The 23,558-nt window shown below is 63.8% G+C and carries 21 protein-coding genes and 1 pseudogene; 16 read left to right on the forward strand and 6 right to left on the reverse strand.

Features of this window, described 5'->3' with window-relative positions; all coding sequences use genetic code 11:
* Positions 1-151 precede the first annotated feature (151 nt).
* A complete protein-coding gene (locus LB528_RS07335; protein ID WP_224714359.1) occupies positions 152-1,669 on the forward strand; it encodes a DegQ family serine endoprotease in 1,518 nt (505 codons plus the stop codon).
* Positions 1,670-1,714: 45 nt separating this feature from the next.
* Here the strand turns inward: LB528_RS07335 and LB528_RS07340 are convergent, their stop codons facing one another.
* Positions 1,715-2,287, reverse strand: a complete 573-nt coding sequence (locus LB528_RS07340; protein WP_224714360.1) for a GNAT family N-acetyltransferase — start codon at positions 2,285-2,287, stop codon at positions 1,715-1,717.
* A gap of 8 nt (positions 2,288-2,295) precedes the next feature.
* On the reverse strand, positions 2,296-3,183 hold the full coding sequence (gene serB, locus LB528_RS07345; protein ID WP_224714361.1) for a phosphoserine phosphatase SerB: 888 nt from the start codon (positions 3,181-3,183) through the stop codon (positions 2,296-2,298).
* Between serB and miaA the strand changes: the two genes are divergently transcribed.
* Positions 3,173-4,117, forward strand: coding sequence for a tRNA (adenosine(37)-N6)-dimethylallyltransferase MiaA (gene miaA, locus LB528_RS07350; protein WP_224714420.1), 945 nt, complete (start codon positions 3,173-3,175; stop codon positions 4,115-4,117). The genes serB and miaA overlap by 11 nt on opposite strands.
* A gap of 122 nt (positions 4,118-4,239) precedes the next feature.
* On the forward strand, positions 4,240-5,031 hold the full coding sequence (locus LB528_RS07355; protein WP_224516341.1) for a GGDEF domain-containing protein: 792 nt from the start codon (positions 4,240-4,242) through the stop codon (positions 5,029-5,031).
* Positions 5,032-5,196: 165 nt separating this feature from the next.
* Here the strand turns inward: LB528_RS07355 and LB528_RS07360 are convergent, their stop codons facing one another.
* Positions 5,197-7,029 carry an ATP-binding protein gene (locus tag LB528_RS07360; protein ID WP_224714362.1) on the reverse strand — a complete coding sequence of 611 codons (1,833 nt, stop codon included), beginning with the start codon at positions 7,027-7,029 and terminating at the stop codon, positions 5,197-5,199.
* Between the two features lie 152 nt (positions 7,030-7,181).
* On the opposite strand from LB528_RS07360, the gene LB528_RS07365 reads away from it, so the two are divergent.
* Genes LB528_RS07365 through LB528_RS07375 form a run of 3 tightly spaced genes read left to right on the forward strand, consistent with a single transcriptional unit; the run spans position 7,182 to position 8,642 of the window.
* Positions 7,182-7,748, forward strand: coding sequence for a helix-turn-helix domain-containing protein (locus LB528_RS07365; RefSeq protein ID WP_224714363.1), 567 nt, complete (start codon positions 7,182-7,184; stop codon positions 7,746-7,748).
* 5 nt (positions 7,749-7,753) lie between these two features.
* Complete coding sequence (locus LB528_RS07370) at positions 7,754-8,062, forward strand: hypothetical protein (protein WP_224516338.1); 309 nt, start codon at positions 7,754-7,756, stop codon at positions 8,060-8,062.
* 40 nt (positions 8,063-8,102) lie between these two features.
* A complete protein-coding gene (locus LB528_RS07375; protein WP_224714364.1) occupies positions 8,103-8,642 on the forward strand; it encodes a GNAT family N-acetyltransferase in 540 nt (179 codons plus the stop codon).
* Here the strand turns inward: LB528_RS07375 and LB528_RS07380 are convergent.
* Positions 8,634-9,518, reverse strand: a complete 885-nt coding sequence (locus LB528_RS07380; RefSeq protein WP_224516337.1) for a LysR family transcriptional regulator — start codon at positions 9,516-9,518, stop codon at positions 8,634-8,636. The two genes, LB528_RS07375 and LB528_RS07380, sit on opposite strands and share 9 nt — an antisense overlap.
* Before the next feature lie 111 nt (positions 9,519-9,629).
* Here LB528_RS07380 and LB528_RS07385 point away from each other — a divergent pair, with 111 nt between their 5' ends.
* Both LB528_RS07385 and LB528_RS07390 read left to right on the forward strand, forming a co-directional pair.
* Positions 9,630-10,781 carry a gamma-butyrobetaine dioxygenase gene (locus tag LB528_RS07385; protein ID WP_224714365.1) on the forward strand — a complete coding sequence of 384 codons (1,152 nt, stop codon included), beginning with the start codon at positions 9,630-9,632 and terminating at the stop codon, positions 10,779-10,781.
* Positions 10,778-11,365, forward strand: a complete 588-nt coding sequence (locus tag LB528_RS07390) for an HD domain-containing protein (protein ID WP_224714366.1) — start codon at positions 10,778-10,780, stop codon at positions 11,363-11,365. The genes LB528_RS07385 and LB528_RS07390 overlap by 4 nt, the downstream gene beginning before the upstream one ends.
* A 48-nt stretch (positions 11,366-11,413) precedes the next feature.
* On the opposite strand, the pseudogene LB528_RS07395 reads toward LB528_RS07390, so the two are convergent.
* Positions 11,414-13,218: pseudogene (locus tag LB528_RS07395) on the reverse strand (NAD(P)/FAD-dependent oxidoreductase).
* A gap of 82 nt (positions 13,219-13,300) precedes the next feature.
* Entirely contained in the window at positions 13,301-13,462 is a 162-nt protein-coding gene (locus tag LB528_RS07400; RefSeq protein ID WP_224714423.1) for a hypothetical protein, read from the reverse strand.
* A 343-nt stretch (positions 13,463-13,805) separates the two neighbouring features.
* Between LB528_RS07400 and LB528_RS07405 the strand changes: the two genes are divergently transcribed.
* The 8 genes from LB528_RS07405 (at position 13,806) to LB528_RS07440 (ending at position 23,468) form a co-directional block, all read left to right on the forward strand.
* Complete coding sequence (locus tag LB528_RS07405; protein ID WP_224516333.1) at positions 13,806-15,587, forward strand: acetolactate synthase 3 large subunit; 1,782 nt, start codon at positions 13,806-13,808, stop codon at positions 15,585-15,587.
* A gap of 141 nt (positions 15,588-15,728) precedes the next feature.
* The gene (ilvN, locus tag LB528_RS07410) at positions 15,729-16,304 is read left to right on the forward strand and encodes an acetolactate synthase small subunit (protein ID WP_224600848.1); all 576 of its coding nucleotides are present in this window, start codon (positions 15,729-15,731) and stop codon (positions 16,302-16,304) included.
* Between the two features lie 103 nt (positions 16,305-16,407).
* Positions 16,408-17,004, forward strand: a complete 597-nt coding sequence (locus LB528_RS07415) for a LysE family translocator (protein WP_224714367.1) — start codon at positions 16,408-16,410, stop codon at positions 17,002-17,004.
* Positions 17,005-17,360: 356 nt separating this feature from the next.
* Positions 17,361-18,644 (forward strand): efflux RND transporter periplasmic adaptor subunit, encoded by a 1,284-nt coding sequence (locus LB528_RS07420; RefSeq protein ID WP_224714368.1) that lies wholly within the window; start codon positions 17,361-17,363, stop codon positions 18,642-18,644.
* Entirely contained in the window at positions 18,641-21,793 is a 3,153-nt protein-coding gene (locus tag LB528_RS07425; protein ID WP_224714369.1) for an efflux RND transporter permease subunit, read from the forward strand. Before LB528_RS07420 ends, LB528_RS07425 begins: the two co-directional genes overlap by 4 nt.
* 64 nt (positions 21,794-21,857) lie before the next feature.
* The gene (nthA, locus tag LB528_RS07430; protein WP_224714421.1) at positions 21,858-22,475 is read left to right on the forward strand and encodes a nitrile hydratase subunit alpha; all 618 of its coding nucleotides are present in this window, start codon (positions 21,858-21,860) and stop codon (positions 22,473-22,475) included.
* On the forward strand, positions 22,472-23,131 hold the full coding sequence (gene nthB, locus LB528_RS07435) for a nitrile hydratase subunit beta (protein ID WP_224714370.1): 660 nt from the start codon (positions 22,472-22,474) through the stop codon (positions 23,129-23,131). The genes nthA and nthB overlap by 4 nt, the downstream gene beginning before the upstream one ends.
* Positions 23,118-23,468, forward strand: a complete 351-nt coding sequence (locus LB528_RS07440; protein WP_224714371.1) for a nitrile hydratase accessory protein — start codon at positions 23,118-23,120, stop codon at positions 23,466-23,468. The genes nthB and LB528_RS07440 overlap by 14 nt, the downstream gene beginning before the upstream one ends.
* Positions 23,469-23,558: the final 90 nt, after the last annotated feature.

The following is a 23,558-nucleotide window of genomic DNA, read 5'->3' on the forward strand; positions in this document are numbered from 1 at the left end:
CTCGAATGAAAATTCCTTGGTGCCGAGGCGATTGACGATTTATCTTCCGCCGGTAGCTATAGCCGCAAACGTGCCTTATTTCTTGCCAAGATGAGCCGGACAGGCGCCTTTGCGGATGCGCTTTTCCTTTTCAAAACCACCGGAGGCCATGATGATATCCGACACCCTGTTGCGCGCGGCGCGGCGCATGGTCTTCGCCGGCGCCACGGCATTCGCGGTCGGCATCGTTGCCGTCCCGTCCTTCGTCACGCCGACGATCGCCTCCGACGGACCGCCTTCGGTCGCCGATCTCGCCGAGCGCCTGCTCGGCGCGGTGGTCAACATCTCGACCTCGCAGACGGTGAAAGGCACGGAAGGACCTGGCGCGGTGCCGATGCCGCAACTGCCCGAGGGCTCCCCGTTCCAGGACTTCTTCGACGATTTCTTCAAGAACCGTGGCGGCGAAAAGGGCGGTGGCGGGCAGAAAGTGCAGTCGCTCGGCTCCGGCTTCGTCATCGATGCCGAGCAGGGCATCGTGGTGACCAACAACCATGTCATCGCCGACGCCGACGATATCGAGGTGAATTTCTCCGACGGCGTCACGCTGAAGGCGACGCTTGTCGGCACCGACACCAAGACGGATGTCGCGGTGCTGAAGGTCGACCCCAAGGGCCACAAGCTGACGGCGGTGAAATTCGGCGATTCCACCAAGATGCGCGTCGGCGACTGGGTGATGGCGATCGGCAATCCGTTCGGCCTCGGCGGCACGGTGACGGTTGGCATCGTCTCGGCGCGCAACCGCGACATCAATTCCGGCCCTTATGACGACTTCATCCAGACCGACGCGGCCATCAACCGCGGCAATTCCGGCGGCCCGCTGTTCAACGCCGCCGGCGAGGTCATCGGCATCAACACGGCCATCATCTCGCCGTCGGGCGGCTCGATCGGCATCGGTTTCTCCATCCCCTCGCAGCTTGCCGCGGGAGTCGTCGACCAGCTCCGCCAATATGGCGAGACGCGGCGCGGCTGGCTTGGCGTACGCATCCAGCCGGTGACGGAGGACATCGCTGAAAGCCTCGGCATGGCGACCGCAAAGGGCGCGCTGGTGGCTGGCGTCATCAAGGGCGGACCGGTCGACAACGGGTCCGTGCAGGCCGGCGACGTCATCATCAAGTTCGACGGCAAGGATATCCATGAAATGCGCGACCTGCCGCGCGTCGTCGCCGAGAGCCCGGTCGGCAAGGCGGTCGATGTGGTCATCGTGCGCAAGGGCGTCGAGCAGACCGTCAAGGTGACGCTCGGACGGCTGGAGGACGGCGAGAAGCTGGCCAGCGGCGAGAACGGGAAGACCGACCAGGACAAGGGCGATAAGGCGACGCCTCCGGTATCGACAGCCTCGGTGCTCGGCATGACGGTCGGCGAGCTCAACGACCAGACGCGGCAGAAGTTCGGCATCGCGGCCGATGTGTCCGGCGTGGTCATCACCGACGTCGCCAAGAATTCGGCGGCGGCCGAGCGCGGTATCCAGCCCGGCGAGGTAATCACAGAAATCGCGCAGGAATCGGTCGGCACGCCGAAGGACGTGATGGACCGGATCGGCGCGCTGAAGGAGCAGGGCCGCAAGAACGCGCTGCTGATGCTGGCCTCGAAGACCGGCGAATTGCGCTTCGTGACGATCCGGATGGATTGAGTCCGGAACGTCCGTAACCGATTGATGTTTCCAATGATAGGGCGGCTAGCGAGCCGCCCTTTTTCGTGCCTGCCAATCCTGGCGCGACAGCCTGTACATGACATGCCGCTTGAGGTGCGGGTGGCTGTCGGGAACGCTCGGATGGTCGAAATCGCCGCCTGGATCGGCTCGCATGCCGAGCCGCTTCATGACGGCGATGGAGCGATGGTTTTCGGCGACGGCGAAGGAGACGATCTCCTCCAGCCTCAGCGTTTCGAAGCCGAAGGCGAGCCAGGCTTCCGCTGCCTCGGTGACATAGCCCTTGCCCCAGAATTCCGGCGCCAACCGCCAGCCGACCTCGATCGTGCCGTCCGATAGCGATGGCACATCATCCGTATCCAGGAGACCGACGAAGCCGATGCATTCGCCGGTGGCCGCGATTTCGGCGGCGGCGAAGCCGTAGCCATCCTCCTCGATCCAGCCGCGGAATTCGTCCATCATGGCGTCGGCGGTCGCGCGGTCGCGGCGGAACGGGAAGAACTCCATCACGCGCTCGTCGAAGTTGATGCGGTGGAAGAGCGCGCGGTCGCGATCCTCCCAGTTGCGCAGGATCAGGCGCTCGGTGCGGATCGGCGTCATCGGAGACCTCACAAGACGAACTCGTCCCGGCGATAGCCCTGGAGATAGAGCAGCGCGGTCAGGTCGCCGTGGTCGATGCGGATGCGGGCCTGCTCCGCCACCGCCGGCTTGGCGTGAAGCGCGACGCCGGTGCCGGCAAGACGGATCATATCGAGATCGTTGGCGCCGTCGCCGACCGCGATGGCGTCCTCGGTCGTCAGCCCGAGCCGTGCCGCGATGTCGAGCAATGCTTCGGCCTTGGCGGCGCGGCCGAGGATCGGCTCGGCCACCATGCCGGTGAATGTGCCGTCCTTCTCGATCAGGCGGTTGGCCCGGTTTTCCTGAAATCCCAGCATGGCGGCGATGCGGCTGGTGAAGACGTCGAAGCCGCCGGAGACCAGCGCCGTCCAGGCATCGTTGGCGCGCATCGTTTGCACCAAGGCGCGGCCGCCGGCGGCGAGCGTCAGGCGATTGGCGATGATGCGGTCGACCACGGCGGTCTCGAGGCCCCTCAGCAGGGCGACGCGCTCGCGCAAGGCAGGTTCGAAGGCGATTTCGCCATTCATCGAGCGCGCGGTGATCGCCGCGACATGATCCTTGACGCCGATCTCGTCGGCGAGTTCGTCGATGCATTCCTGATCGATCATGGTCGAATCCATATCGGCGAGCAGGATCTTCTTGCGCCTGCCTTCGGCGGGCTGGACGATGACATCGACCGGTTCGGAAGCCAATGCAGCGCGCAGATTGGCGGTCATTTCGCCGATACCCGGCGTCTGCGGCAAAACGAGATCGCAGGCGACGTCCTTAGCCAGCCACTGAACGGCGCTTGCGCCGGCGGCCCGCAAGGCCATATTCGCAAGCGAGGCCGGCACGGCGCGGGCTTCTGGACGGGACACTACAGTGGCGATCAGCGGCATCGAACATTCCGGCAGGCAGGCGGGCGAAGGCCGCATCAAAAACGCGATCCTGATAGCCGGGCCGACAGCCAGCGGCAAGTCGGCGCTGGCGCTCGATCTTGCCGAACGCAATGGCGGGGTCATCGTCAACACCGATTCCATGCAGGGCTATTCGGTGCTCGACGTCCTGACGGCGCGGCCGAGCGCCGCTGAAATGGCGCGCGCGCCGCATTTTCTTTACGGCCATGTGCATCCCTCGACGGCCTATTCCACCGGGGCGTGGCTGCGCGACGTGACGAAGCTGATCGACAAAGGCGTCCTGTCGGGCCGTCCGGTCGTTTTCGTCGGCGGCACCGGGCTTTATTTCCGCGCGCTGGCGGAAGGCATCTCGGATATGCCGGACATTCCGGCGGCTGTCCGCGAGCGTTGGCGCTACGAGCTCAAGGAACAAGGGGCCGAAAGGCTGCATCGCCTGCTGATGCACGAGGACTCGGCTATGGCCATGCAGCTCAGGCCGACGGATGGCCAGCGTATCGTGCGGGCGCTCGAAGTGCTCGACGCCTCGGGGCGCTCGATTCTCGAATGGCAGGCGGCGCGCGGCCGCCCGCTGATTGATCGCGACAGCGCGCGCTTCCTGGTCATCGAGCCGGATCGGCAGCAACTGGTGCTACGCATCGAGGCGCGTTTCGACCAGATGCTCGACAAGGGCGCGCTCGACGAAGTGCGTCAGCTCATCGCGCTCGACCTCGATCCCGACCTGCCGGCGATGAAGGCGATCGGCGTGCGCGAGCTGCGGGCGGCGATGGCCGGCCAGTCAAGTTTTCCCGAAGCCATCGAACGCGCCAAGATCGCGACCCGGCAATATGCCAAGCGCCAGTCGACATGGTTCAGGCACCAGCTGGGCGCGGAATGGCGCAGGCTACGGCCGGGCGACGAGTTGGCACTCCTGGACTGACCAAAGCTTTTCAATCAGCGCCTTAAAATCGCCGGTTCCAATTCTCGCTAAAGTTGTTCGGATTAACGGTCCGTAAGGTCGGCCATGCCATAACCTTTGGGCTACAGTGCCGCGGGGAGTTGATGCGTTTCCATAAGGCGGAATCCGCATTTTTCGTCTTTATTTTTGTGATCCTGGCCGCGGGCTTGGTGACCTTCCATGCCTATGGCCAATTGCAGGACATCGCCGCCGATCTCGATGCCGCATCGCGCGTCGACAAAATCGTGTATCTCAACAAATTGCTGTTCGTTACAGGCGCTTTGCTGGCGACCGCGCTGTTCTTCGGCAGCTTCTTCATCTACCCGCTGATCCGCGGCCAGGTGCGGGAAGAGGGCAAGCTCAGGGCCATGACTGTGTCGCTCAGCGCCCGTTCGCAGACGCTTGAACAAGCGGCGCTCACCGACAGTCTGACCGGCATGCAGAACCGCCGCTATTTCGACGATGCGCTGCGCGAATATCTGCAGGAGTTTCGCCGCATCGACAGGCCGGTCGGGCTGATGATCCTCGATCTCGACCATTTCAAACAGGTCAACGACACGCATGGTCACGATGTCGGCGATGAGGTGCTGAGAGCCGTTGCCGCTTGCCTCAGAGGCATGACGCGCTATCACGATGTGGTGGCGCGGTTGGGCGGCGAGGAATTTGCCGTCGTCACCCCCAATATGGATGTCGAACTGCTCGCCCGCTTCGCTGAGCGCATCCGCAAGGCGGTCGCCAACCTGTCGATCATGTCGGGCAATGTGCGGCTGAAGGTCACCACCAGCGTCGGCCTTGCCGTCTGGGACCATAAGGAGAGCGCGGAGGATTTCTACCGCCGCGCCGACCGCCAGCTCTATGAGGCGAAGAAGCAGGGCCGCAACCGCGTCTGCGCCTAAAATTCCGACATGAATTCATGAGGCCGGTCAACTGACGCGCCTTTCTCGACTTCCGGTGCTCACGGACTGTATATCCGCTCCGCTCCGGCTTCTCGAAGCCACGTCATTCGATCCGGCCTGATGAATTCCTGTTCGGAATTTGGCTGTGCTTGCGAAGCTGGTCGTTCAATCGTTGAGCTGGCGCATGCCGAAGGTCGAGGGCTTCAGGCCGTAGCGCGTGTCGAAGTCGTCGTCGGGCTGCACGCGCGGGGAGTTGGCCGGCTTCTTGTAGTCCGGGTCGCCGGCCTGGCGGCTCGAGTCCACGGTCTCGGCGAAAGCCATGGACTGCTGCGGCTTCGGCACGTTGCGCAGCCGCTCGACGATCATGGCCAGATCGACGTCGTTGCCGTCCACGGAGGGCTCGATCTGCTCGCCCTTTGCGGTGCCTGGGATGAACTCCTGCGGCAGCTTCTCGAACTTCAGCCGCATGGTCGTCGCCACGCCTTCGCCGAAGGCGATGGCTTCGCGCTGCCCCATCGAGGAGAGGAACGCCAGGGTCGAGGCCGACGAGTCGGCGATCGCCGAGCGGATGATCGCCTGGTCCTGCTCGTTGGCGAGCCGCATGGCAAAGAAGGTCGAGCACTGCGACAGGATGGTCGGGTCGAGCTCGCCCGGGCGCTGGGTGACGACGCCCAGATAGCAGCCATATTTACGACCTTCCTTGGCGATACGCGACAGCGCGTGCCTGGTCGGCGCGAAGCCGAGGCGCGGGTCGGCCGGCATGTAGCGGTGGGCTTCCTCGCAAAGCAGCAGCAGCTTCAGCCGGCCCTCGCTCCACAAGGCCAGGTCGAAGGCCAGGCGGGCCAGCACCGAGCAGACCGAGTTGACGACTTCCGAAGGCATGCCCGCCATCTCGAAGCAGGTCACCGGGCGGCCATGATTGGGGACGCGGAAAATATTGCCGATCGTTTCGTGGATCGTGTCCTCGATCAGGCGCGAATTGAACATGAAGCGGTAGCGCGGGTCGGCAGCGGCCGATTCGATGCGCGTCTTCAGCGACTTCAAGGTCGGGCGGTCGTTCTTGGCCTCAAGCATGCCCATGCGCTCGTCGATCTGCTTGATGAGATCGGCAATGCGATAAGGCACCGGCGTGTCCGCGGTCAGCGCGTCGCTGCCGCGCCTGATGTAAGTTCCGGAGCTCGGGTTGCGGTAGAGGTTCTTGGCGGCCGGGATCAGGTCGCGCAGGACATCTACTTCCTCAGGCACCGTTTCGCGGCCGCGAAACAGCACTTCGGCGAACTCCTCGAGCCTGAACATCCAGAACGGCAGGTCGAGCGTCTTGGAATCGACCTTGACGCAGTATTCCGGCAGCGAGGCGGCAAACTCGTTATGCGGGTCGAGGATGAGCACGCGCAGGTCCGGACGCGACGCGATCGTCTTGCGCAAGAGCAGCGAGACCGCCGTCGATTTGCCGACGCCAGTGGTGCCGACGATGGCGAAATGGCGCGCAAGCGTGTCGTCGATGGCGATGTTGGCATCGATCGACTCATCCTGCGACAGCGTGCCGATGGTCACCGAATGGCGCCCGGCCAGGTCGTAGACCGCCTGCAGGTCGCGGGTTCGGATGCGGTGAGCAATGGCGCCGATATGCGGATAGGTGGTGATGCCGCGGTCGAACACCGGCTTGGCGCCGGGCTCGACGCCGTCGCGCACTTCGCCGACCAGTTCGACGCTGACCTCGATGAGATTCTGCCCGTCGGGGTTCCAGGCACGGTCCGACTTGCCGATGGCATAGACAAGGCCGACCGTTCTCGTTGAGCCGAGGTTGATTGAGATCATCCTGCCGACGGTCCAGAGGCCGGTGACTGTGCCCTCTGCGTCTTCCGCATGGGCGCTGATGGTGGCGCGCGCGCCGTCGCATTGCACGACATTGCCCAGAATGCGCTTGTCGTTCTGTTGGATGTTGCGGCGTTCCTGCGAGGTCGGTTCCCCGACGGAGGCTTCGCGTTCAACAAACATAGTGCGCTGGTCCCATTCCCCTGGAGCAGCAACCCTATCCCATCGGGGTTAAAGTCAGGTGAGGTCGGATGGTGTAGGCAGCGTTAAACCAGCCGCGACAACTCGATCGAATAGGCTCTTCCCGGTTTTCGGAATTCCGCTATATTGGACGAATGATCGATATATCGAACAACATCACAGCCACGATCGGCAGGCGGATACACTCCGAAAGGACGGTGAGGAACTGGTCGCTGGCCGAATTGGCGGAGCGTTCGGACGTCTCGAAGGCGATGCTGAGCGCCATCGAACGCGGTACGACCAGCCCGACCGCGGCGCTCCTGGTGCGGATCGCGGCGGCCTTCGGCATGACGTTGTCGACGCTGATCGCACGGGCCGAGATGCAAGGCGGCGGTGTTTCGCGCAGCGACGAGCAGCCGGTCTGGCGGGATCCGGCAACCGGGTACATCAGACGGCATCTATCGCCGGCATCGCAGATGCCGCTGGAACTGGTCAGGGTCAGCCTTCCGGCAGGTGCCAAGGTTAGTCTCCCGGCGGCATCATACGCCTTCATCAAGCAGCAGATATGGCTGATCGACGGAAGGCTGGATTTCACCGAGGGCGATGTGGTGCACAGGCTCGAGCCCGGTGACTGCCTGGCGCTGGGCGCGCCCTCGGATTGCGTCTTTCATGCTCCCGGACCGGATGCTGCGGAGTATCTCGTGGCGCTGGTCAGGGACTGACCCCGATGTCTCGCCGGCCAAAACGCTCGCACAATGGCGGGCCGCCGCTCGATGACTACGATGGCCCGCCCTGGGGCAAGGGCGATGCCTATACCTTCATCGCCTGGCGCGCCGCCCACGACAAGGCCTGGAAGGCGCCAAGCCACGCCGTCATGCTGATGCGGCTGGAGAGGGCCGAACGGCTCGGCCTGACCTATGAGGAATATACGCTCGAGATCTTGGAGCGTGGCCGCCATCTCAGCGAGGACGACGCCGACCGCATCGCCGAAATCCGGCGGGCACGACGACGGAAACGCATCAGCCATTTCGAATGACCTGTTCCCGATGTTTTTTCGTCACCTGGAGAGCACCAGCATGAATTCCCTTGAAATCCGGGCGTTGAGTGACGATGCGGCGACCATCGCGATGCTCACCGATCTGTTGATCGAGACGGTCGCCGCCGGCGGGTCGGTGAGCTTCATGCATCCGTTGTCGGCGGAGGCGGCGCGGGATTTCTGGCGCAAGTCGCTTGCCGCGGCCGCGCGCGGGGAAAGGGCGGTGCTGGGCGCATGGCGGAGCGATGCGCTTGCCGGCACCGTCACGCTGCTTCTCGACTTCCCGCCCAATCAACCGCACCGCGCCGAGATCGCCAAGCTGATGGCCGGCCGAAACCATCGCGGCAAAGGCGTGGCGACGGGCCTGATGCGGGCAGCGGAGAAACTGGCCGTCGAGAAAGGCCGCACGCTGCTGGTGCTGGACACCGCCAGCGAAGAGGGCGCGGCCGGGCTTTATGAGAAACTCGGTTTCACCTTGGCCGGTGAGATCCCCGATTTCGCGCTCAAGCCCCACGGCGGGCTCACCGGCACTCTTATCTACTGGAAACGGATCGGAGCAGCGGCCGACACGCTATCCTGAACTTCCGGCAATGTGCGACAGGAGCCAGCCGCGGAAATCCTGCTCGGCGCCGGACAGTCGCGATGATGACGGTCTCGTCAGGAAATGGCCCGATGGGCTCGAAAGCTCGAAATCCGAAAGCCTGACGAGAACCTTGTCCTTGAGGGCCGCGTCGATCAGCGGCCGCGAGCCGAGCAGTGCTCCGGCGCCGGCCTTCGCCGCTTCCATGGCGGTGACGAAACTGTCGAAGCGATGCGAGCGACGGGAATGGCCTGCAAGCCCCGCGGCGGCAAACCATTCCGCCCACATCTCGCGCGCGCCCGCCACCAGGAGCAGCGGCAACGACGTCCAATCGGCTTCTCGGGCGAACGGCGGAGCCGCGACCGGGACAAGCCGCTCGACCGTCAGCCGGTCGGCCTCGCGCCCGGGAAAGGACCCGTTGCCGAATCGTATGTCGAGCGCCGAGCCGGGCTGGTCGTAGTCGGTCGGCCGATGGATGGTCACCAGATCGAGCCGGATCTGCGGCAGCGCTTTTGCCAGCTCGGGCAAGGCCGGGACCAGCACCAGAAGGGCAAACGAGATCGGAACCCGGATCGAGACGGTCTGCACGGCGCGCGGCTCGAACAGCTCATTGGTGCTGTTGCCGATGGTCGCGAATGCCGACTGGATATGCGGGAGATAGGCCGCGCCCTCCGGCGACAATGCCACGCCGCGCGCCAGGCGAGCGAACAATCGAGTCCTGAGCCGCTCTTCCAGAAAACGGATGTGCTGGCTGACGGCGGCTTGCGTGAGCCCGAGCTCCGCGGCCGCGGCGGTGAAGTTCGACAGGCGGGCGGCAGCCTCGAAACTGCGCAGCCAGTCGAGAGGAGGCATCGTATCGAAAGCTATTCCAGCCATCAGGAATTTAGCGCCAATACCCGCAAAACGATAATTTGAATTATGCCTCTGGCGAAGCCAGCATGCAATCCGTGCCCCTAGTGGCGGGTAGAGGATGGGAGCTTTCGGGATATGTTGGCGACGGCAACGCTGGGCGATGGCGGACGAGTGATCGCGCTTGGCTGGAAGGACGGAACGGTGAGCCGCTTCCATGCCATATGGCTGCGCGACAATGCGCTGGACGACAAGACGCGCAGTGACGGCAACGGACAGCGGCTGATTACCATCCTCGATATTCCGGCGGAAACGCGGATCGGCGCGGCTGAGATCAAGGGCGGAGCGCTGGAGGTCACATTCGCTCCTGAAGGCAAGACCGCCAGCTTTTCCGCAAGCTGGCTCCGCGCTCATGCCTACGATCGCAAGGAGGCTCGCGAGCCTGGCTGGACGGGAAGCGACATAGAGCGCTGGACGAAAGCCACGATGCAGAATTCCGTGCCGCGCGCCGCCTATGCAGATGCCAGCAGCGACAGCAACGTCTTGCGGCAATGGCTGGCCGCGGTCCGCAGCTTCGGCTTCGCCGTCATGGACGGCCTGCCCGCCGAATCCGGCGCGCTGTGCAAGGTGGCGGAGCTTTTCGGCTATATAAGAGAGACCAATTACGGGCGCTGGTTCGAGGTGCGGGCCGAGGTCAACCCGAACAATCTCGCCTACACCAATCTCGGCCTGCAGGCGCATACCGACAATCCCTATCGCGATCCGGTGCCGACGCTGCAGATCCTCGCCTGTATCGAGAACACGGTGGAAGGCGGCGAATCCAGCGTCATCGACGGGTTCGCGGTGGCTGCCGCCCTTCAGTCGGAAAACCCGGACGGCTTCCGGCTGCTTTCTTCCTATCCGGCGCGTTTCGAATATGCCGGCTCGTCGGGCGTGCGGCTGCAGTCCAAGCGGCCGATGATCGAGCTCGGGCCCGATGGCGAGTTGATCTGCATCCGCTTCAACAACCGCTCTCTGGCGCCGGCCGTCGATGTGCCCTTCGCCGAGATGGACAAATATTACGCGGCCTATCGCCGGTTCGCCGAGCTGATCGAGGATCCGGCCTTCGAGGTGACGTTCAAGCTCGAGGCGGGGCAATCCTTCATCGTCGACAACACCCGCGTCATGCACGCGCGCAAGGCGTTTTCCGGCAGCGGCAAGCGCTGGCTGCAGGGCTGCTACGCCGACAAGGATGGCCTGCTGTCGACGCTTGCGGCGATCGAGCATGGTTTCAGGGAGGCGGCGGAATGAACGAATTGAACGCAGGCAACATCGTCGAGTTCATCGCCGATATTTTCGAGCGTCGCGGCGCCGAATACTATCTCGGCGAGGCGGTCACCATGTCGGAGCATATGCTGCAGGGCGCATGGCTGGCCGAGCAGGACGGCGCACCGGAGGAGCTTGTGGCGGCGGCGCTGCTGCACGACATCGGCCACTACACCAGCGAGTTCGGCACCTATTCGCCCGACGACGTCGAGGACAAGCACCATGACGAGGCGGGCGGCGAGGTGCTGGCGCCGTTCTTCCCGCCGGTTATCGTCGAATGCGTCAGGCTGCATGTCGCGGCCAAGCGCTATCTCTGCGCCACCGATCCGACCTATTTCAGCAAGCTGTCGCCTGCCTCGGTGCATACGCTGTCGCTGCAGGGCGGGCCGATGAGCGCGGAGGAGGTGGCTGAGTTCCGCGGCAATCCCTTCCACGACGAAGCGGTGCGCGTGCGCATCTGGGACGAGGGTGGCAAGGTCGCCGACATGAAGACGCGTGCCTTCCGCGACTACGTGCCCTTGCTCGATCGGGTGGTGAAAAAGTTCGCTGCTGAAAACGCGGCTAGATGACAGAAGCCCGGTTGGCCGGGCTTCTGCTATCCGCGAGAGCGCCGTGCGTCAGCTCTTGTGGTAGACCTCCTGCAGTCCATAAACAGGCGTCGGCAAGCCGACCTGCCTGGCCTTCAGCTGCAGCGACAGATACTGCGAATAGTGGCGCGACTGGTGCAGGTTGCCGCCATGGAACCACAGCGCTTCCTGCTGCGTCGGTTTCCACATGTTGCGCCGCTCGCCCTCCCAGGGACCGGGATCCTTGGTGGTGGCGGAGCCGAGGGCCCAGACCTTGCCGACCTTGTCCGCCACCTCCTGCGAGATGAGGTCGGCGGCCCAGCCATTCATCGAGCCGTAGCCGGTGGCATAGATCACCAGGTCAGCCGGCAATTCGGTGCCGTCGACGAATTTCACGCCGGTTTCGGTGAGTTCCTGCACCGCCGCGCCCGGTCCGCTCTTCAGCTTGATCGAGCCGTCGATGACGAGTTCGCAGGCGCCGACATCGATGTAATAGCCGGAGCCGCGGCGCAGGTATTTCATGAAAAGACCAGAGCCGTCGTCCCCCAGTCGAGCATGAAGCCGGCCCTTTCCAGGTCGTCATAGAATTTCGCGTCGCGCTCCTTCATCTGCCGGTAGAGCGGAATCTGGAACTCGTGCAGGATGCGGTAGGGGAGCGAAGCGAAGATCATGTCGGCTTTGCCGGTCGTCATCCCGTTCTCCACCGCCTGCTCGGAGTAGAGCGCACCAAGCCCGATATCCATCAGCGTGTCCGACTTGACGATGTGGGTCGACGAGCGCTGCACCATGGTCACGTCGGCGCCGCCTTCCCACAGCGCCGCGCAGATGTCATGCGCCGAGTTGTTGGAGCCGATGACCACCACCTTCTTGCCGCGGTATGTCCGGGCCGGGATGGGTTGAGGAGTGCTGCTGCTCGCCCTTGAAGATGTCCTGGCCTTTGTATTTCGGCCAGTTCGCCTCGCCCGACATGCCGGTCGCCAGCACCAGCTGTTTCGGCTTCAGCACGATCTCCTTGCCGTCGCGCTCGACGACGACCGTCCATTCCTTGGCCTTCTCGTCGTATTTGGCGGATTTCGCTGATGTGGAGCTCCAATAGTTCAGCTCCATCACCTTGGTGTACATTTCCAGCCAGTCGCCGATCTTGTCCTTCGGCGCGAAGACCGGCCAGTTCTTCGGAAAGTCGATATAGGGCAGGTGATCGTACCAGACCGGGTCGTGCAGGCAGAGCGACTTGTAGCGCTTGCGCCAGGAGTCGCCCGGACGCTCGTTCTTCTCTACGATGATGGCCGGCACGCCGAGCTGCTTCAGCCGGGCGCCGAGCGCGATTCCGCCCTGGCCGCCGCCGATGATGACGACATAGGGTTGCCTGGTGTGGCCGAGCTCGGCGATCTCGTCGTCGCGCTCCTCACGCCACGTCTTGCGGCCCTTGCCGTGGCCATGCTTGGCGCCGAGCGGGCGGGTGAAGCCCGCTTTCTCCTCATGGCCCTTCAGCTCCGCCATGGTGGTGAGCAGGGTCCAGATCAGGTCGCCCTTGAACCGCACGAGGCAAAGCCGCGCGCCACACTCGTCTCGAAGGTGATCCAGGCGGTGGTGACCCCGCCGTCCTCGCTCGCTTCCTCGCCCTTGGCCACCGCCCAGCCCGTCGGCTTGGTGCTGGCCAGCGTCGCCTGCAGCATGTCGCGGATCTGGTCCTGGCCCTCCATCGTCTTCAGGTTCCAGGTGAAGGTGACGAGGTCGCGCCAGTAGCAATCGGCCTGGAAGCAGTTGACGGCGCTGTCGATGTCGCCGGCTTCCAGCGCCTTGCCGAACTTGTCGAGCAGCGCCTGCGCCTTGGTGGTGGGTGTCCTCTCGAGCATTTGTTCTCCTCCACTTTGCTAGAGTCCGGCATGAGCAGTAGCGGCGTGCCAATCGTGACGCTCATAAAGGGTTACAATGAAATCAACCTGTTAAGACGATATAGGCTTCGGTCGGCCGTGCCGGGTCGAGCCGATGAGTGTCGATGCAGCGCAGCCAGGATTGGACCACGATATCGTCGCGAGACGATCGCACGCCGGACAGCACCTCTTCGATCTCGCGTATATGCTCCCGCTCGCCAGCCATGCGTCCTCCTCGCACGTCTTTTGCCCGCGCATAGTGGTGTGTCGGAGAGGCACGCTCAACTGTACTATGGTAGCTGTACGATGGGAGTGCGTCGGCGCCGTTCTCACAGACGGGTGAATTCGCACGGGACCCCATTGACGAGCCCGCGTTTTGGCCCTTATTGTCCGCGCCCATGAAAACGGCACTCATTCTCGTAGGCTGGCGCGTGGGCAAGGCGGTGTAACCGCCGGGCGAAAACCTCCCATGCGCATCCCACAGGCTCCCTCGGGGGCCTTTTTTATTGCCTTCAACCAACTTAACGAGCAGCAAATCGCCAGACGGCGGACAGTACGGGACCAGACCGATGAGCAACGGACAGAACGAGCGGCGCGAGATGACAGGCGCGGAGATGGTGGTGCAGGCGCTGAAGGACAACGGCGTCAAGCATGTCTTCGGCTATCCGGGCGGCGCGGTGCTTCCGATCTATGACGAGATTTTCCAGCAGGACGAGGTCGAGCACATTCTGGTCCGGCACGAACAGGGCGCCGGCCACGCGGCCGAAGGCTATGCGCGCTCGACCGGCAAGGCCGGCGTGCTTTTGGTGACGTCCGGCCCCGGCGCCACCAATGCGGTGACGCCGCTGCAGGACGCGTTGATGGATTCCATCCCGCTGGTCTGCCTGACCGGCCAGGTGCCGACCTCGCTGATCGGCTCCGACGCCTTCCAGGAATGCGACACGGTGGGCATCACGCGGCCCTGCACCAAGCACAACTGGCTGGTGAAGGACGTCAACCAGCTCGCCGCCACCATCCATGAGGCCTTCCATGTCGCGACGACGGGGCGTCCCGGCCCGGTCGTGGTCGACATCCCGAAGGACGTGCAGTTCGCCAAGGGCATCTACGTGCCGCCGCAGACGGCGCCGCGCACCAGCTACCAGCCGAAGGTCCAGGGCGACCTGGAGAAGGTGAAGGCTGCCGTGGAGCTGATGGCCGGCGCGAAGAGGCCGATCATCTATTCGGGCGGCGGCGTCATCAATTCCGGCCCGGAAGCCAGCCATCTGCTGCGCGAGCTGGTCGACCTCACCGGTTTCCCGATCACCTCGACGCTGATGGGGCTCGGCGCCTATCCGGCCTCGGGCAAGAACTGGGTCGGCATGCTTGGCATGCACGGTACCTACGAAGCCAATATGGCGATGCATGATTGCGACGTGATGATCTGCATCGGCGCGCGCTTCGACGACCGCATCACCGGCCGGCTCAGTGCGTTCTCGCCGAACTCGAAGAAGATCCACATCGACATCGATCCGTCCTCGATCAACAAGAACGTCCATGCCGATGTCGGGATCCTCGGTGATGTCGGCCGCGTGCTGGAGGATCTGGTGCGGCTGTGGCGAGCGACCGCCAAGGTCGACAAGAAGGCGCTCTATCCGTGGTGGGAGCAGATCGCGAAATGGCGCGCGCGGGACTCGCTCGCCTACAAGATGAACAACGACGTGATCATGCCGCAATACGCGATCCAGCGGCTCTACGAACTGACCAAAGATAAGGACACCTACATCACCACCGAGGTCGGCCAGCACCAGATGTGGGCGGCGCAGCACTATCATTTCGACAAGCCGAACCGCTGGATGACATCGGGCGGGTTGGGCACGATGGGCTACGGCCTGCCGGCGGCGCTCGGCGTGCAGATCGCGCACCCGGATGCGCTGGTCATCGACATCGCCGGCGACGCCTCCGTGCAGATGACCATGCAGGAGATGAGCTCGGCGGTGCAGTATGAGGCGCCGATCAAGATCTTCATCCTCAACAACCAGTATATGGGCATGGTGCGGCAATGGCAGCAGCTGCTGCACGGCAACCGGCTGTCGCATTCCTACACCGAAGCGATGCCCGACTTCGTCAAGCTGGCGGAAGCCTATGGCGGCCACGGCATACGCTGCGACAAGCCGGACGAGCTCGACGACGCGATCAAGGAGATGATCTCGGTCAAGAAGCCGGTGCTGTTCGACTGCCGCGTGGCGACCTTGGCCAACTGCTTCCCGATGATCCCGTCGGGCAAGGCGCATAACGAGATGCTCCTGCCGGACGAGGCGACCGACGAGGCGGTGGCCAACGCCATCGACGCCAAGGGCAGGGAACTGGTGTAGAGCATGATGCCGAAAAGTGAGAAGCGGTTTTCGGGCAACATCATGCTCCCCCATAACACCAGCCATCAAGGCGGGGCTATCGAGAGAAAGCCGTGCGCAAACAGAGAATTAGCTCAAACGTCTGAAATCGAGATTCACCTTATGAACGCACAGCACCTTCAACCGACCGGCTCCGCCTATTTCATCGCCAAGGAGACCGAGAAGCCGGAAACGCATACGCTTTCAGTGTTGGTCGACAACGAGCCGGGTGTGCTTGCCCGCGTCATCGGCCTGTTTTCGGGTCGCGGCTACAACATCGAGAGCCTTACCGTTTCGGAAACCGAGCATGAGAAGCATCTGTCGCGCATCACCATCGTGACGCGCGGCACGCCGCATGTGATGGAGCAGATCAAGCATCAGCTCGAGCGCATCGTGCCGGTGCACCGGGTGGTGGACCTGACAGTGCGCTCGCATCAGCTTGGGCAGGAGCGGCCGCTGGAACGCGAACTCGCTCTGGTCAAGGTCGCCGGCACCGGCGACGCCCGGGTCGAGGCGCTTCGTCTCGCGGATGCTTTCCGCGCCTCGGTCATCGACGCCAACACCGAGCATTTCATCTTCGAGATCACCGGCAAGGGCTCGAAGCTGGACCAGTTCATCGCCATCATGAAGCCGCTCGGCCTGGTCGAGATCTGTCGCACCGGCGTCGCCGCGATGAACCGCGGTCCGCAGGGAATGTGAACAGGACGATCGTCCTGTTTCAAGCTTGGCCCGGCGGTTGCCCGTTTCTGGCTTTGCGCATTTGCTAAAAGGACAGCAAGGCTGACATATCCGGGAGGATAACATGTCGCTCGACACATTCCTTGCCCTGTTGGTCTATGCCTTCGTGACTTCGATCACGCCGGGGCCGAACAACCTCATGCTTCTCGCTTCAGGCGTCAATTTCGGCATCGCCAGGACGGTTCCGCATATGCTGGGCATCAGCATCGGCTTCCTGGTCCTGTTGCTGGCCGTCGGCTTCGGGCTCGGCGCGGTGCTGACGGCTTTCCCTGCGCTGCATACGGCGCTGAAGATCGCCGGCGCCGCCTACCTGCTCTACCTCGCCTGGAAGATCGCCATGTCGCGCTCGATGAGCGACGGAAAAGGGGCGGAGGGGCGGCCGATGCGCTTCATCGACGCCGCCGCATTCCAGTGGGTCAACCCCAAGGCATGGGTGATGGCAATCACCGCGATGGCCGTTTACACCAATGCTGATCACCCATTCGTCTCGGTGGCGCTCATCTCGATCGCCTTCACCATCGTTAACCTGCCCAGCGTTTCGGTGTGGGCCGGCTTCGGCACGGCGCTGCGTGGCTTCCTGTCGGATCCGGTGCGGCTGAAATGGTTCAACATCGCCATGGGCGTGCTGCTGGCCGCGACGCTGTGGCCGATGCTCCGTTAGATATGCCGATATTCAGGTGAGGCCGGCCTGCAAATGGCGGCTTCCTGCGCTTCCGGTGCTCACGTACGAAAAGTACGCTCCGCTCCGGTTCTCGGAATCCACCATTTTCGGCGCGGCCTGACCTGAATATCAACACATCTGATAGTCTTTTGGATCGGTCGCAGAGGCGTCGCGGGCCTCCTTAGCCGGCTGCCTGGCCATTGTGCAGTGCACATTAAATCTTCGTAATGCCCCGTTTTGGCCCTTTTCCGCCAAAGCCTTGTCCTATCTACTCCACGAAAATCGCGGCACGAGGTCGTGAAGCGAGCTACAATGGACCACCGGTATCGGCGTGTCGGGTAGAAGGTTATTTGTCGATGCGCGGAAAAATCGCCTTTGCAGTTGTTGCGGTCGCCTGCCTGGCGGGCGCCGGGCTCTATCTTTCGCCCACGACGTTGGCCAAGGTCCAGCAGCTGATTTCGGGCAAGCAGGCCAGCGTGGCCACCTCGGACAAGACGTCGAGCGGCGACAAAGCGGCCGGTGCCCCGGACAATGCGAAAGGTCCGCGTTCGGCCTCGATCGTCTCCGCCACCGCGACGACCGCCGATTTTCCGATCCGCCGCTATGCCATCGGCTTCGTCTCGTCACCGGAGGTGGTCAATATCAATGCCCGTGTCTCCAGCCAGATCGTGTCGATCGCGGTCAAGGACGGGCAGATGGTCAAGGCCGGCGATCTGCTCATTTCGCTCGATGACCGTGCGCTGAAGGCGCAGCTCGCCAAGGATCAGGCGCAGCTCACCAAAGACCAGGCGATGCTGGTGAGCGCCCAGGCCGATCTGCAGCGCGCCAAGGATCTCGTCGCCAAGCAGGCCGGCACGCAGCAGACCTACGATCAGGCGCTGGCGGCGCAGAAGGCCGCGGCCGCCACGATCGATGCCGACAAGGCGACCATCGATGCCGACACCGTGCAATTGAGCTATGCAACGATTACGGCGCCGATCTCGGGCCGGCTCGGCGCCATCAACGTCTCGGTCGGCGATCTCGTCACCACCAGCAACGGCAACTCGAGCAGCTCGACGCCGCTGGTCACCATCACGCAGATGGATCCGCTGCAGGTGAACTTCACGCTGCCCGAGAGCAACCTTGCCTTGTTGCACAAGGCGCTCGCCGACCCACAGCAAGGCGACGTGACGCTGACCAAGAACGGCGATCCCACGCCGATCGGCAAGGGCACGCTCGATTTCGTCGATTCCAGCGTCGACACGGCCTCCGGCACCATCGCCACGCGGGCGAGCATACCGAATCCGGATCTTTCGCTGTGGCCCGGGCAATATGTGAACGTGGTGCTCGAGGCCGGCATGATGCCGCAGATGACCTCGGTTCCGACGGTCGCGGTGCAGCCCAGCCAGAAAGGACCCTTCGTTTATGTGGTCAAGCCCGACAACACCGTCGAGATGCGGCCGGTGCAGGTGGCGCTGACGGAGGGCCAAAACAGCGCCATCAGCGATGGCCTCAAGAGCGGCGAGAAGGTCGTCATCGAAGGCCAGACGCGGTTGAAAAACGGCGCGGCGGTGCATGAAGGCAAAGCCGCGGCCGGATCCGGCGGTCAGGCATCACCCAAGGTCGCGGAGGCCGACAAGGCCAGCGGGGCGAGCCAATGATCTCCGAATTCTGCATCCGCAAGCCTGTCGCCACCCTTCTGATGTCATTCGCCCTCATTCTGGGCGGTATTTTTGCCTACAAGTTCTTGCCGGTTGCGGCGCTGCCCAGCGCCGAATTTCCGGTGGTCAACGTTTCGGCCAGCCTGCCCGGCGCTTCGCCCGAGACGATGGCGACGTCGGTGGCGACGCCGCTGATCAAGCAATTCGCGACCATCGCCGGCATCGATTCGATCTCGACCACCAATTCGCTCGGCCAGACCTCGATCGCCATCCAGTTCGTGCTCAACCGCGACATCGATGCCGCCGCCGCGGACGTGCAGGCAGCGATCGCGCGAACGCAAAAATCGCTGCCCCCGGAAATGACCTCGCCGCCAAGCTATCGCAAGGTCAATCCCGCCGATGCGCCGATCCTCCTGATGTCGTTGGTGAGCGACACGGTCCCACTGACGGATCTCGACGCCTTCGCGGAAAACGTCATCTCGCCTTCGCTGTCGACCATCGACGGCGTTGCGCAGGTCTCGATCTTCGGGCAGCAGAAATATGCCGTGCGCATCCAGATCGATCCGACCGCGCTCGCCGCGCGCGGCATCTCGATCGATCAGCTGCAGGCTGCGATCACCTCGGCCAACAGCAACACCCCGCTCGGCGTGCTGCAGAACAACAAGCAGCAGCTGACGATTACCGCCAACACGCAGCTCACCGACGCCGCCGGCTTCTCCAACCTCATCATCGCCACCAAGAACGGCCGTCCGGTGCGGCTGGGCGACGTGACGCGCGTCGTCGATTCCGTGCAGACCACGACGACGGCGAGCTGGTATGACGGCACGCGCGCGATCATCATGGCCGTGCAGCGCCAGCCCGACGCCAATACCGTCGACGTCGTCGACAAGGTCAAGGCGATGCTGCCGTCCTTCCAGGAGCAGATGCCGGCCGCCGCCCAGATCAAGCTGCTCAACGACCGCTCGACATCGATCCGCCAGGCGGTCGACGACGTTCAGTTCACGCTGCTCTTGACCATCGCGCTGGTGGTGCTGGTGATCTTCGTGTTCCTGCGCCGGGTGACGGCGACGATCATCCCGGCGGTGGCGGTGCCGATCTCGCTGATCGCCACGCTTGGCGCGATGTTCCTGTTCGGCTTTTCGATCGACAACATCTCGCTGATGGGATTGACTTTGGCCGTCGGCCTTGTCGTCGACGACGCCATCGTCATGCTGGAAAACATCTTCCGTCATATGGAAGAAGATGGGCTGCCGGCTTTCGACGCGGCGCTGAAGGGCGCGCGCGAAATCGGCTTCACCATCATCTCGATCTCGATCTCGCTGGTGGCGGTGTTCATACCGGTGCTTCTGATGGGCGGCGTCATCGGCCGCATCTTCAACGAATTCGCGGTCGTGGTGACCGTCGCCATCCTGGCCTCGATGTTCGTGTCGCTGACTCTGACGCCGATGCTCTGCTCGCGCCTGTTGTCGGTGACCAAGGCCGATCGCGAAAAGCACGCCCCCGGTCATAAGCCGGACCTCATCACGCGCGGCTACGACCGGATCCTGGGCTTCTGCCTGCGAAACACTTTCCTGGTGTTCCTCGTCTTCATCGCGACCGCCGCGGCGTCGGTGTGGGTGATCCAGGTCTCGCCGAAGGGCTTCTTTCCCCAGGAGGATATCGGCCAGATATCGGTGACCACGATCGCGCGCCAGGACATCTCGTTCGATGCCATGGCGAAGCTGCAAGGGCAGGTGGCAAGCGTGTTTTCGAAGTCGCCCTATGTCGACCATGTGGCCTGGTCGGCGGGCAGCGGCAACAACGCGCTCAACCAGGGCCAGCTCTTCGTCCAGCTCAAGGGCAAGGATCAGCGGCCTAATATCGAGAAGGTGCTTTCGGATCTCAGACGCCAGCTGGCCGGCGTGGCGGGCATCGAGACCTATATGCAGCCGGTGCAGAACCTGCGGCTCGGCTCGCGGTCGTCGGCCAGCGCCTATCAGCTCGTGGTGCAGGGCCTGGATACCCGCCAGACCGACATCTGGGCGCAGAAGCTGAACGACGCGATGGCCGCGGACCACACGAGATTCACCGATGTCACCAGCGACTTGCAGGACAACGCATTGCAGGCCTCGCTGGTGATCGACCGCGACAAGGCCGCCCAGCTCGGCATCGACACCGACACGCTGCGTTCCGCCCTCTATGGCGGCTTCGGCACCGACCAGGTTTCGACGATCTTCGGTTCGGCCGACAGCTATGAGGTCATCACCGAGCTCGATCCCAAGATCGAATGGTCGCCCGAGCGGATGCTCGCCATCCAGATGCGGACGGCGAGCGGCAGCCTCGTGCCTCTTGGCGCCTTCGCGCATGTCGATCGCACGGCCGGCGCGCTGACGGTCAATCAGCTCGGCCAGCTTCCGGCGGTGACGATCTCCTACAACCTGCCGCAGGGCGTGTCGCTCGGCGACACGGTGACCCGCATCGACCAGCTCAAAGACCAGATCGGCATGCCGAAAGAGATCTCGACGAGCTTTGCCGGCACGGCCAAGACCTTCCAGGATTCGCTGGCCAACCAGGGCCTGCTGATCGGCGGCGCGATCCTGACGATCTATATCGTGCTCGGCATGCTCTATGAGAGCTTCATCCACCCGCTCACCATTCTCACCGGCCTGCCGTCGGCGGTGCTTGGCGCGGTGGTGGCGCTACGCTTCGCCGGCATGGATCTCTCGGTGATCGCGGTGATCGGCATCCTGATGCTGATCGGCATCGTCAAGAAGAACGGCATCATGATGGTCGATGTCGCGCTGGAGCTCAGGCGACAAGGCATGTCGGCGACGGACTCCATTCACAAAGCCTGCCTGATGCGCTTCCGGCCGATCATGATGACGACGCTGGCCGCATTGATGGGCACGTTCCCAATCGCGCTCGGCACTGGCGCCAGCGCCGAATTGCGCCAGCCGCTCGGTGTCGCGGTGGTTGGCGGCTTGCTCGCTTCACAGGCGCTGACGCTGTTCGTGACGCCGGTGATCTACGTCTATTTCGAGAACTTCTCCGGCTGGCTGCTCAGCTTCTCGTCGAAGAGGAGCCGGCCGGCGCTGCATGTGGTGGAAAGCGGCGAGCAACGCTCGCTGTTCGATCGCGAACCCGAGCCGCAGAAGACGGCGGCCGAGTAGATCGCTCCGGCTGGCCCAAGCCGTGGCGCTTGCGGTCGGCCGTAGCCGATCCTAGTCTATGGCCATGTCCCATGATCATGACCACGACAACGAGTTCGATCCGTTCGCGGCGCGCGTGCGCGCGCTGGAGACGATCCTGACCCAAAAGGGCCTGATCGACCCTGCGGCGATCGACGTCATCGTCGACACCTATGAGACGAAGATCGGCCCGCGCAACGGCGCGCGGGTGGTGGCGAAGGCCTGGAACGATCCTGACTATGCCGAATGGCTCAAGCGCGACGCGACGGCCGCGATCGCCTCGCTGGGCTACACCGGCCGCCAGGGCGAGCACATGCAGGCCGTGTTCAACACCGAGGAGACGCACAACCTCGTCGTCTGCACGCTCTGCTCCTGTTATCCGTGGTCGGTGCTCGGCCTGCCGCCGGTCTGGTACAAGGCGCCGCCTTACCGCTCGCGGGCGGTGATCGATCCGCGCGGCGTGCTGGAGGAGTTCGGGCTGACACTGCCGGCGGAAAAGAAAATCCGCGTCTGGGATTCGACGGCCGAGCTTCGCTACCTGGTGGTGCCGATGCGTCCCAAGGGGACCGAGGGCTGGAGCGAAGAGCAGCTCGCCGAACTGGTCAGCCGCGACGCGATGATCGGCACCGCGCTTGCCAGAGAGCCGGAAGGGGAACCGGCATGAACGGGCCGCAGGACCTCGGCGGGCAGATGGGTTTTGGGCCGATCGCGCCGGAAAAGGACGAGCCTTATTTCCACGCCGCATGGGAAAGACGGGCGCTCGGCGTGACACTCACCGCCGGGTCCATGGGCGCCTGGAACATCGACGAGAGCCGGCATGCGCGGGAATCGCTGCACCCCGCCTACTATTATTCCTCGAGCTACTACCAAATATGGATCAAGGCGCTGGAAGTGCTCCTGAAACGCCACGGCTTCGTTACCGAGCGCGACCTTGCCGCCGGCAAGGCCGTCGATCCCGCCGCGACGCCGAAGAGAGTGCTGAAGGCGGCGGATGTACCGGCGGTGCTCGCCAAGGGCGGGCCGTGCGACCGGCCGGTCGCCAAGCCGGCGCGTTTTCGGGCGGGCGATCGGGTGCGCACGAAGAATTCTCACCCGACCGGCCATACGCGCCTGCCGCGCTATGCCCGGGGCAAGAACGGGAGGATCGAGGCGGTGCGCGACGGCTTTGTCTTCCCCGACAGCAACGCGCATGGCAAAGGCGAGAACCCGCAATGGGTCTATACCGTGGTGTTCGACGGGAGCGAGATCTGGGGCGAGGGCGCCGATCCGACGCTCAGCGTCTCGATCGATGCCTGGGAGAGCTATCTTGAGCCGGCATGAAGGCGCGTTGCCGGCCGGTTTCGATGAGCCGGTCTTTGCCGAGCCGTGGCAGGCCGAAGCCTTCGCCCTGACGGTTGCGCTGCACGGCAAAGGCCTGTTTTCCTGGAGCGAATGGGCGGAGGCGCTTTCGGCCGAGGTGAAGCAGCCAGGCGCGGCAAGCGACGGGCACGACTACTACGAGCATTGGCTGGCGGCGCTGGAGGAGCTTTTGTCCAGGAAGGGTATCGCCCGCAAGGGCGAGGTGGATGAACTGGCCGCCGCCTGGGAACGCGCCGCGCACGCCACACCGCATGGCAAGCCGATCCTGCTGGAGAACGATCCGGGCGCAGGGCGATAGATCGTCTTTGTTCTCTTTACGTTCCGGTTTGTGGCTGATAGCCTGAGTTGTCGAGGCTGGCGCTCGCAGCCGGCAACGGCCGATATGGCG

Source organism: Mesorhizobium sp. CA4, assembly GCF_020165075.1.
In the GTDB taxonomy this organism is placed as follows: Bacteria; Pseudomonadota; Alphaproteobacteria; order Rhizobiales; family Rhizobiaceae; genus Mesorhizobium.

Coding starts and splice junctions, on each gene's coding strand:
- LB528_RS07335 (WP_224714359.1), top strand. CDS start 152: ATGATATCCGACACCCTGTTGCGCGCGGCGCGGCGCATGGTCTTCGCC.
- LB528_RS07340 (WP_224714360.1), bottom strand. CDS start 2,287: ATGACGCCGATCCGCACCGAGCGCCTGATCCTGCGCAACTGGGAGGAT.
- serB (WP_224714361.1), bottom strand. CDS start 3,183: ATGCCGCTGATCGCCACTGTAGTGTCCCGTCCAGAAGCCCGCGCCGTG.
- LB528_RS07355 (WP_224516341.1), top strand. CDS start 4,240: ATGCGTTTCCATAAGGCGGAATCCGCATTTTTCGTCTTTATTTTTGTG.
- LB528_RS07360 (WP_224714362.1), bottom strand. CDS start 7,029: ATGTTTGTTGAACGCGAAGCCTCCGTCGGGGAACCGACCTCGCAGGAA.
- LB528_RS07365 (WP_224714363.1), top strand. CDS start 7,182: ATGATCGATATATCGAACAACATCACAGCCACGATCGGCAGGCGGATA.
- LB528_RS07370 (WP_224516338.1), top strand. CDS start 7,754: ATGTCTCGCCGGCCAAAACGCTCGCACAATGGCGGGCCGCCGCTCGAT.
- LB528_RS07375 (WP_224714364.1), top strand. CDS start 8,103: ATGAATTCCCTTGAAATCCGGGCGTTGAGTGACGATGCGGCGACCATC.
- LB528_RS07380 (WP_224516337.1), bottom strand. CDS start 9,518: ATGGCTGGAATAGCTTTCGATACGATGCCTCCTCTCGACTGGCTGCGC.
- LB528_RS07385 (WP_224714365.1), top strand. CDS start 9,630: ATGTTGGCGACGGCAACGCTGGGCGATGGCGGACGAGTGATCGCGCTT.
- LB528_RS07390 (WP_224714366.1), top strand. CDS start 10,778: ATGAACGAATTGAACGCAGGCAACATCGTCGAGTTCATCGCCGATATT.
- LB528_RS07400 (WP_224714423.1), bottom strand. CDS start 13,462: ATGGCTGGCGAGCGGGAGCATATACGCGAGATCGAAGAGGTGCTGTCC.
- LB528_RS07405 (WP_224516333.1), top strand. CDS start 13,806: ATGAGCAACGGACAGAACGAGCGGCGCGAGATGACAGGCGCGGAGATG.
- ilvN (WP_224600848.1), top strand. CDS start 15,729: ATGAACGCACAGCACCTTCAACCGACCGGCTCCGCCTATTTCATCGCC.
- LB528_RS07415 (WP_224714367.1), top strand. CDS start 16,408: ATGTCGCTCGACACATTCCTTGCCCTGTTGGTCTATGCCTTCGTGACT.
- LB528_RS07420 (WP_224714368.1), top strand. CDS start 17,361: ATGCGCGGAAAAATCGCCTTTGCAGTTGTTGCGGTCGCCTGCCTGGCG.
- LB528_RS07425 (WP_224714369.1), top strand. CDS start 18,641: ATGATCTCCGAATTCTGCATCCGCAAGCCTGTCGCCACCCTTCTGATG.
- nthA (WP_224714421.1), top strand. CDS start 21,858: ATGTCCCATGATCATGACCACGACAACGAGTTCGATCCGTTCGCGGCG.
- nthB (WP_224714370.1), top strand. CDS start 22,472: ATGAACGGGCCGCAGGACCTCGGCGGGCAGATGGGTTTTGGGCCGATC.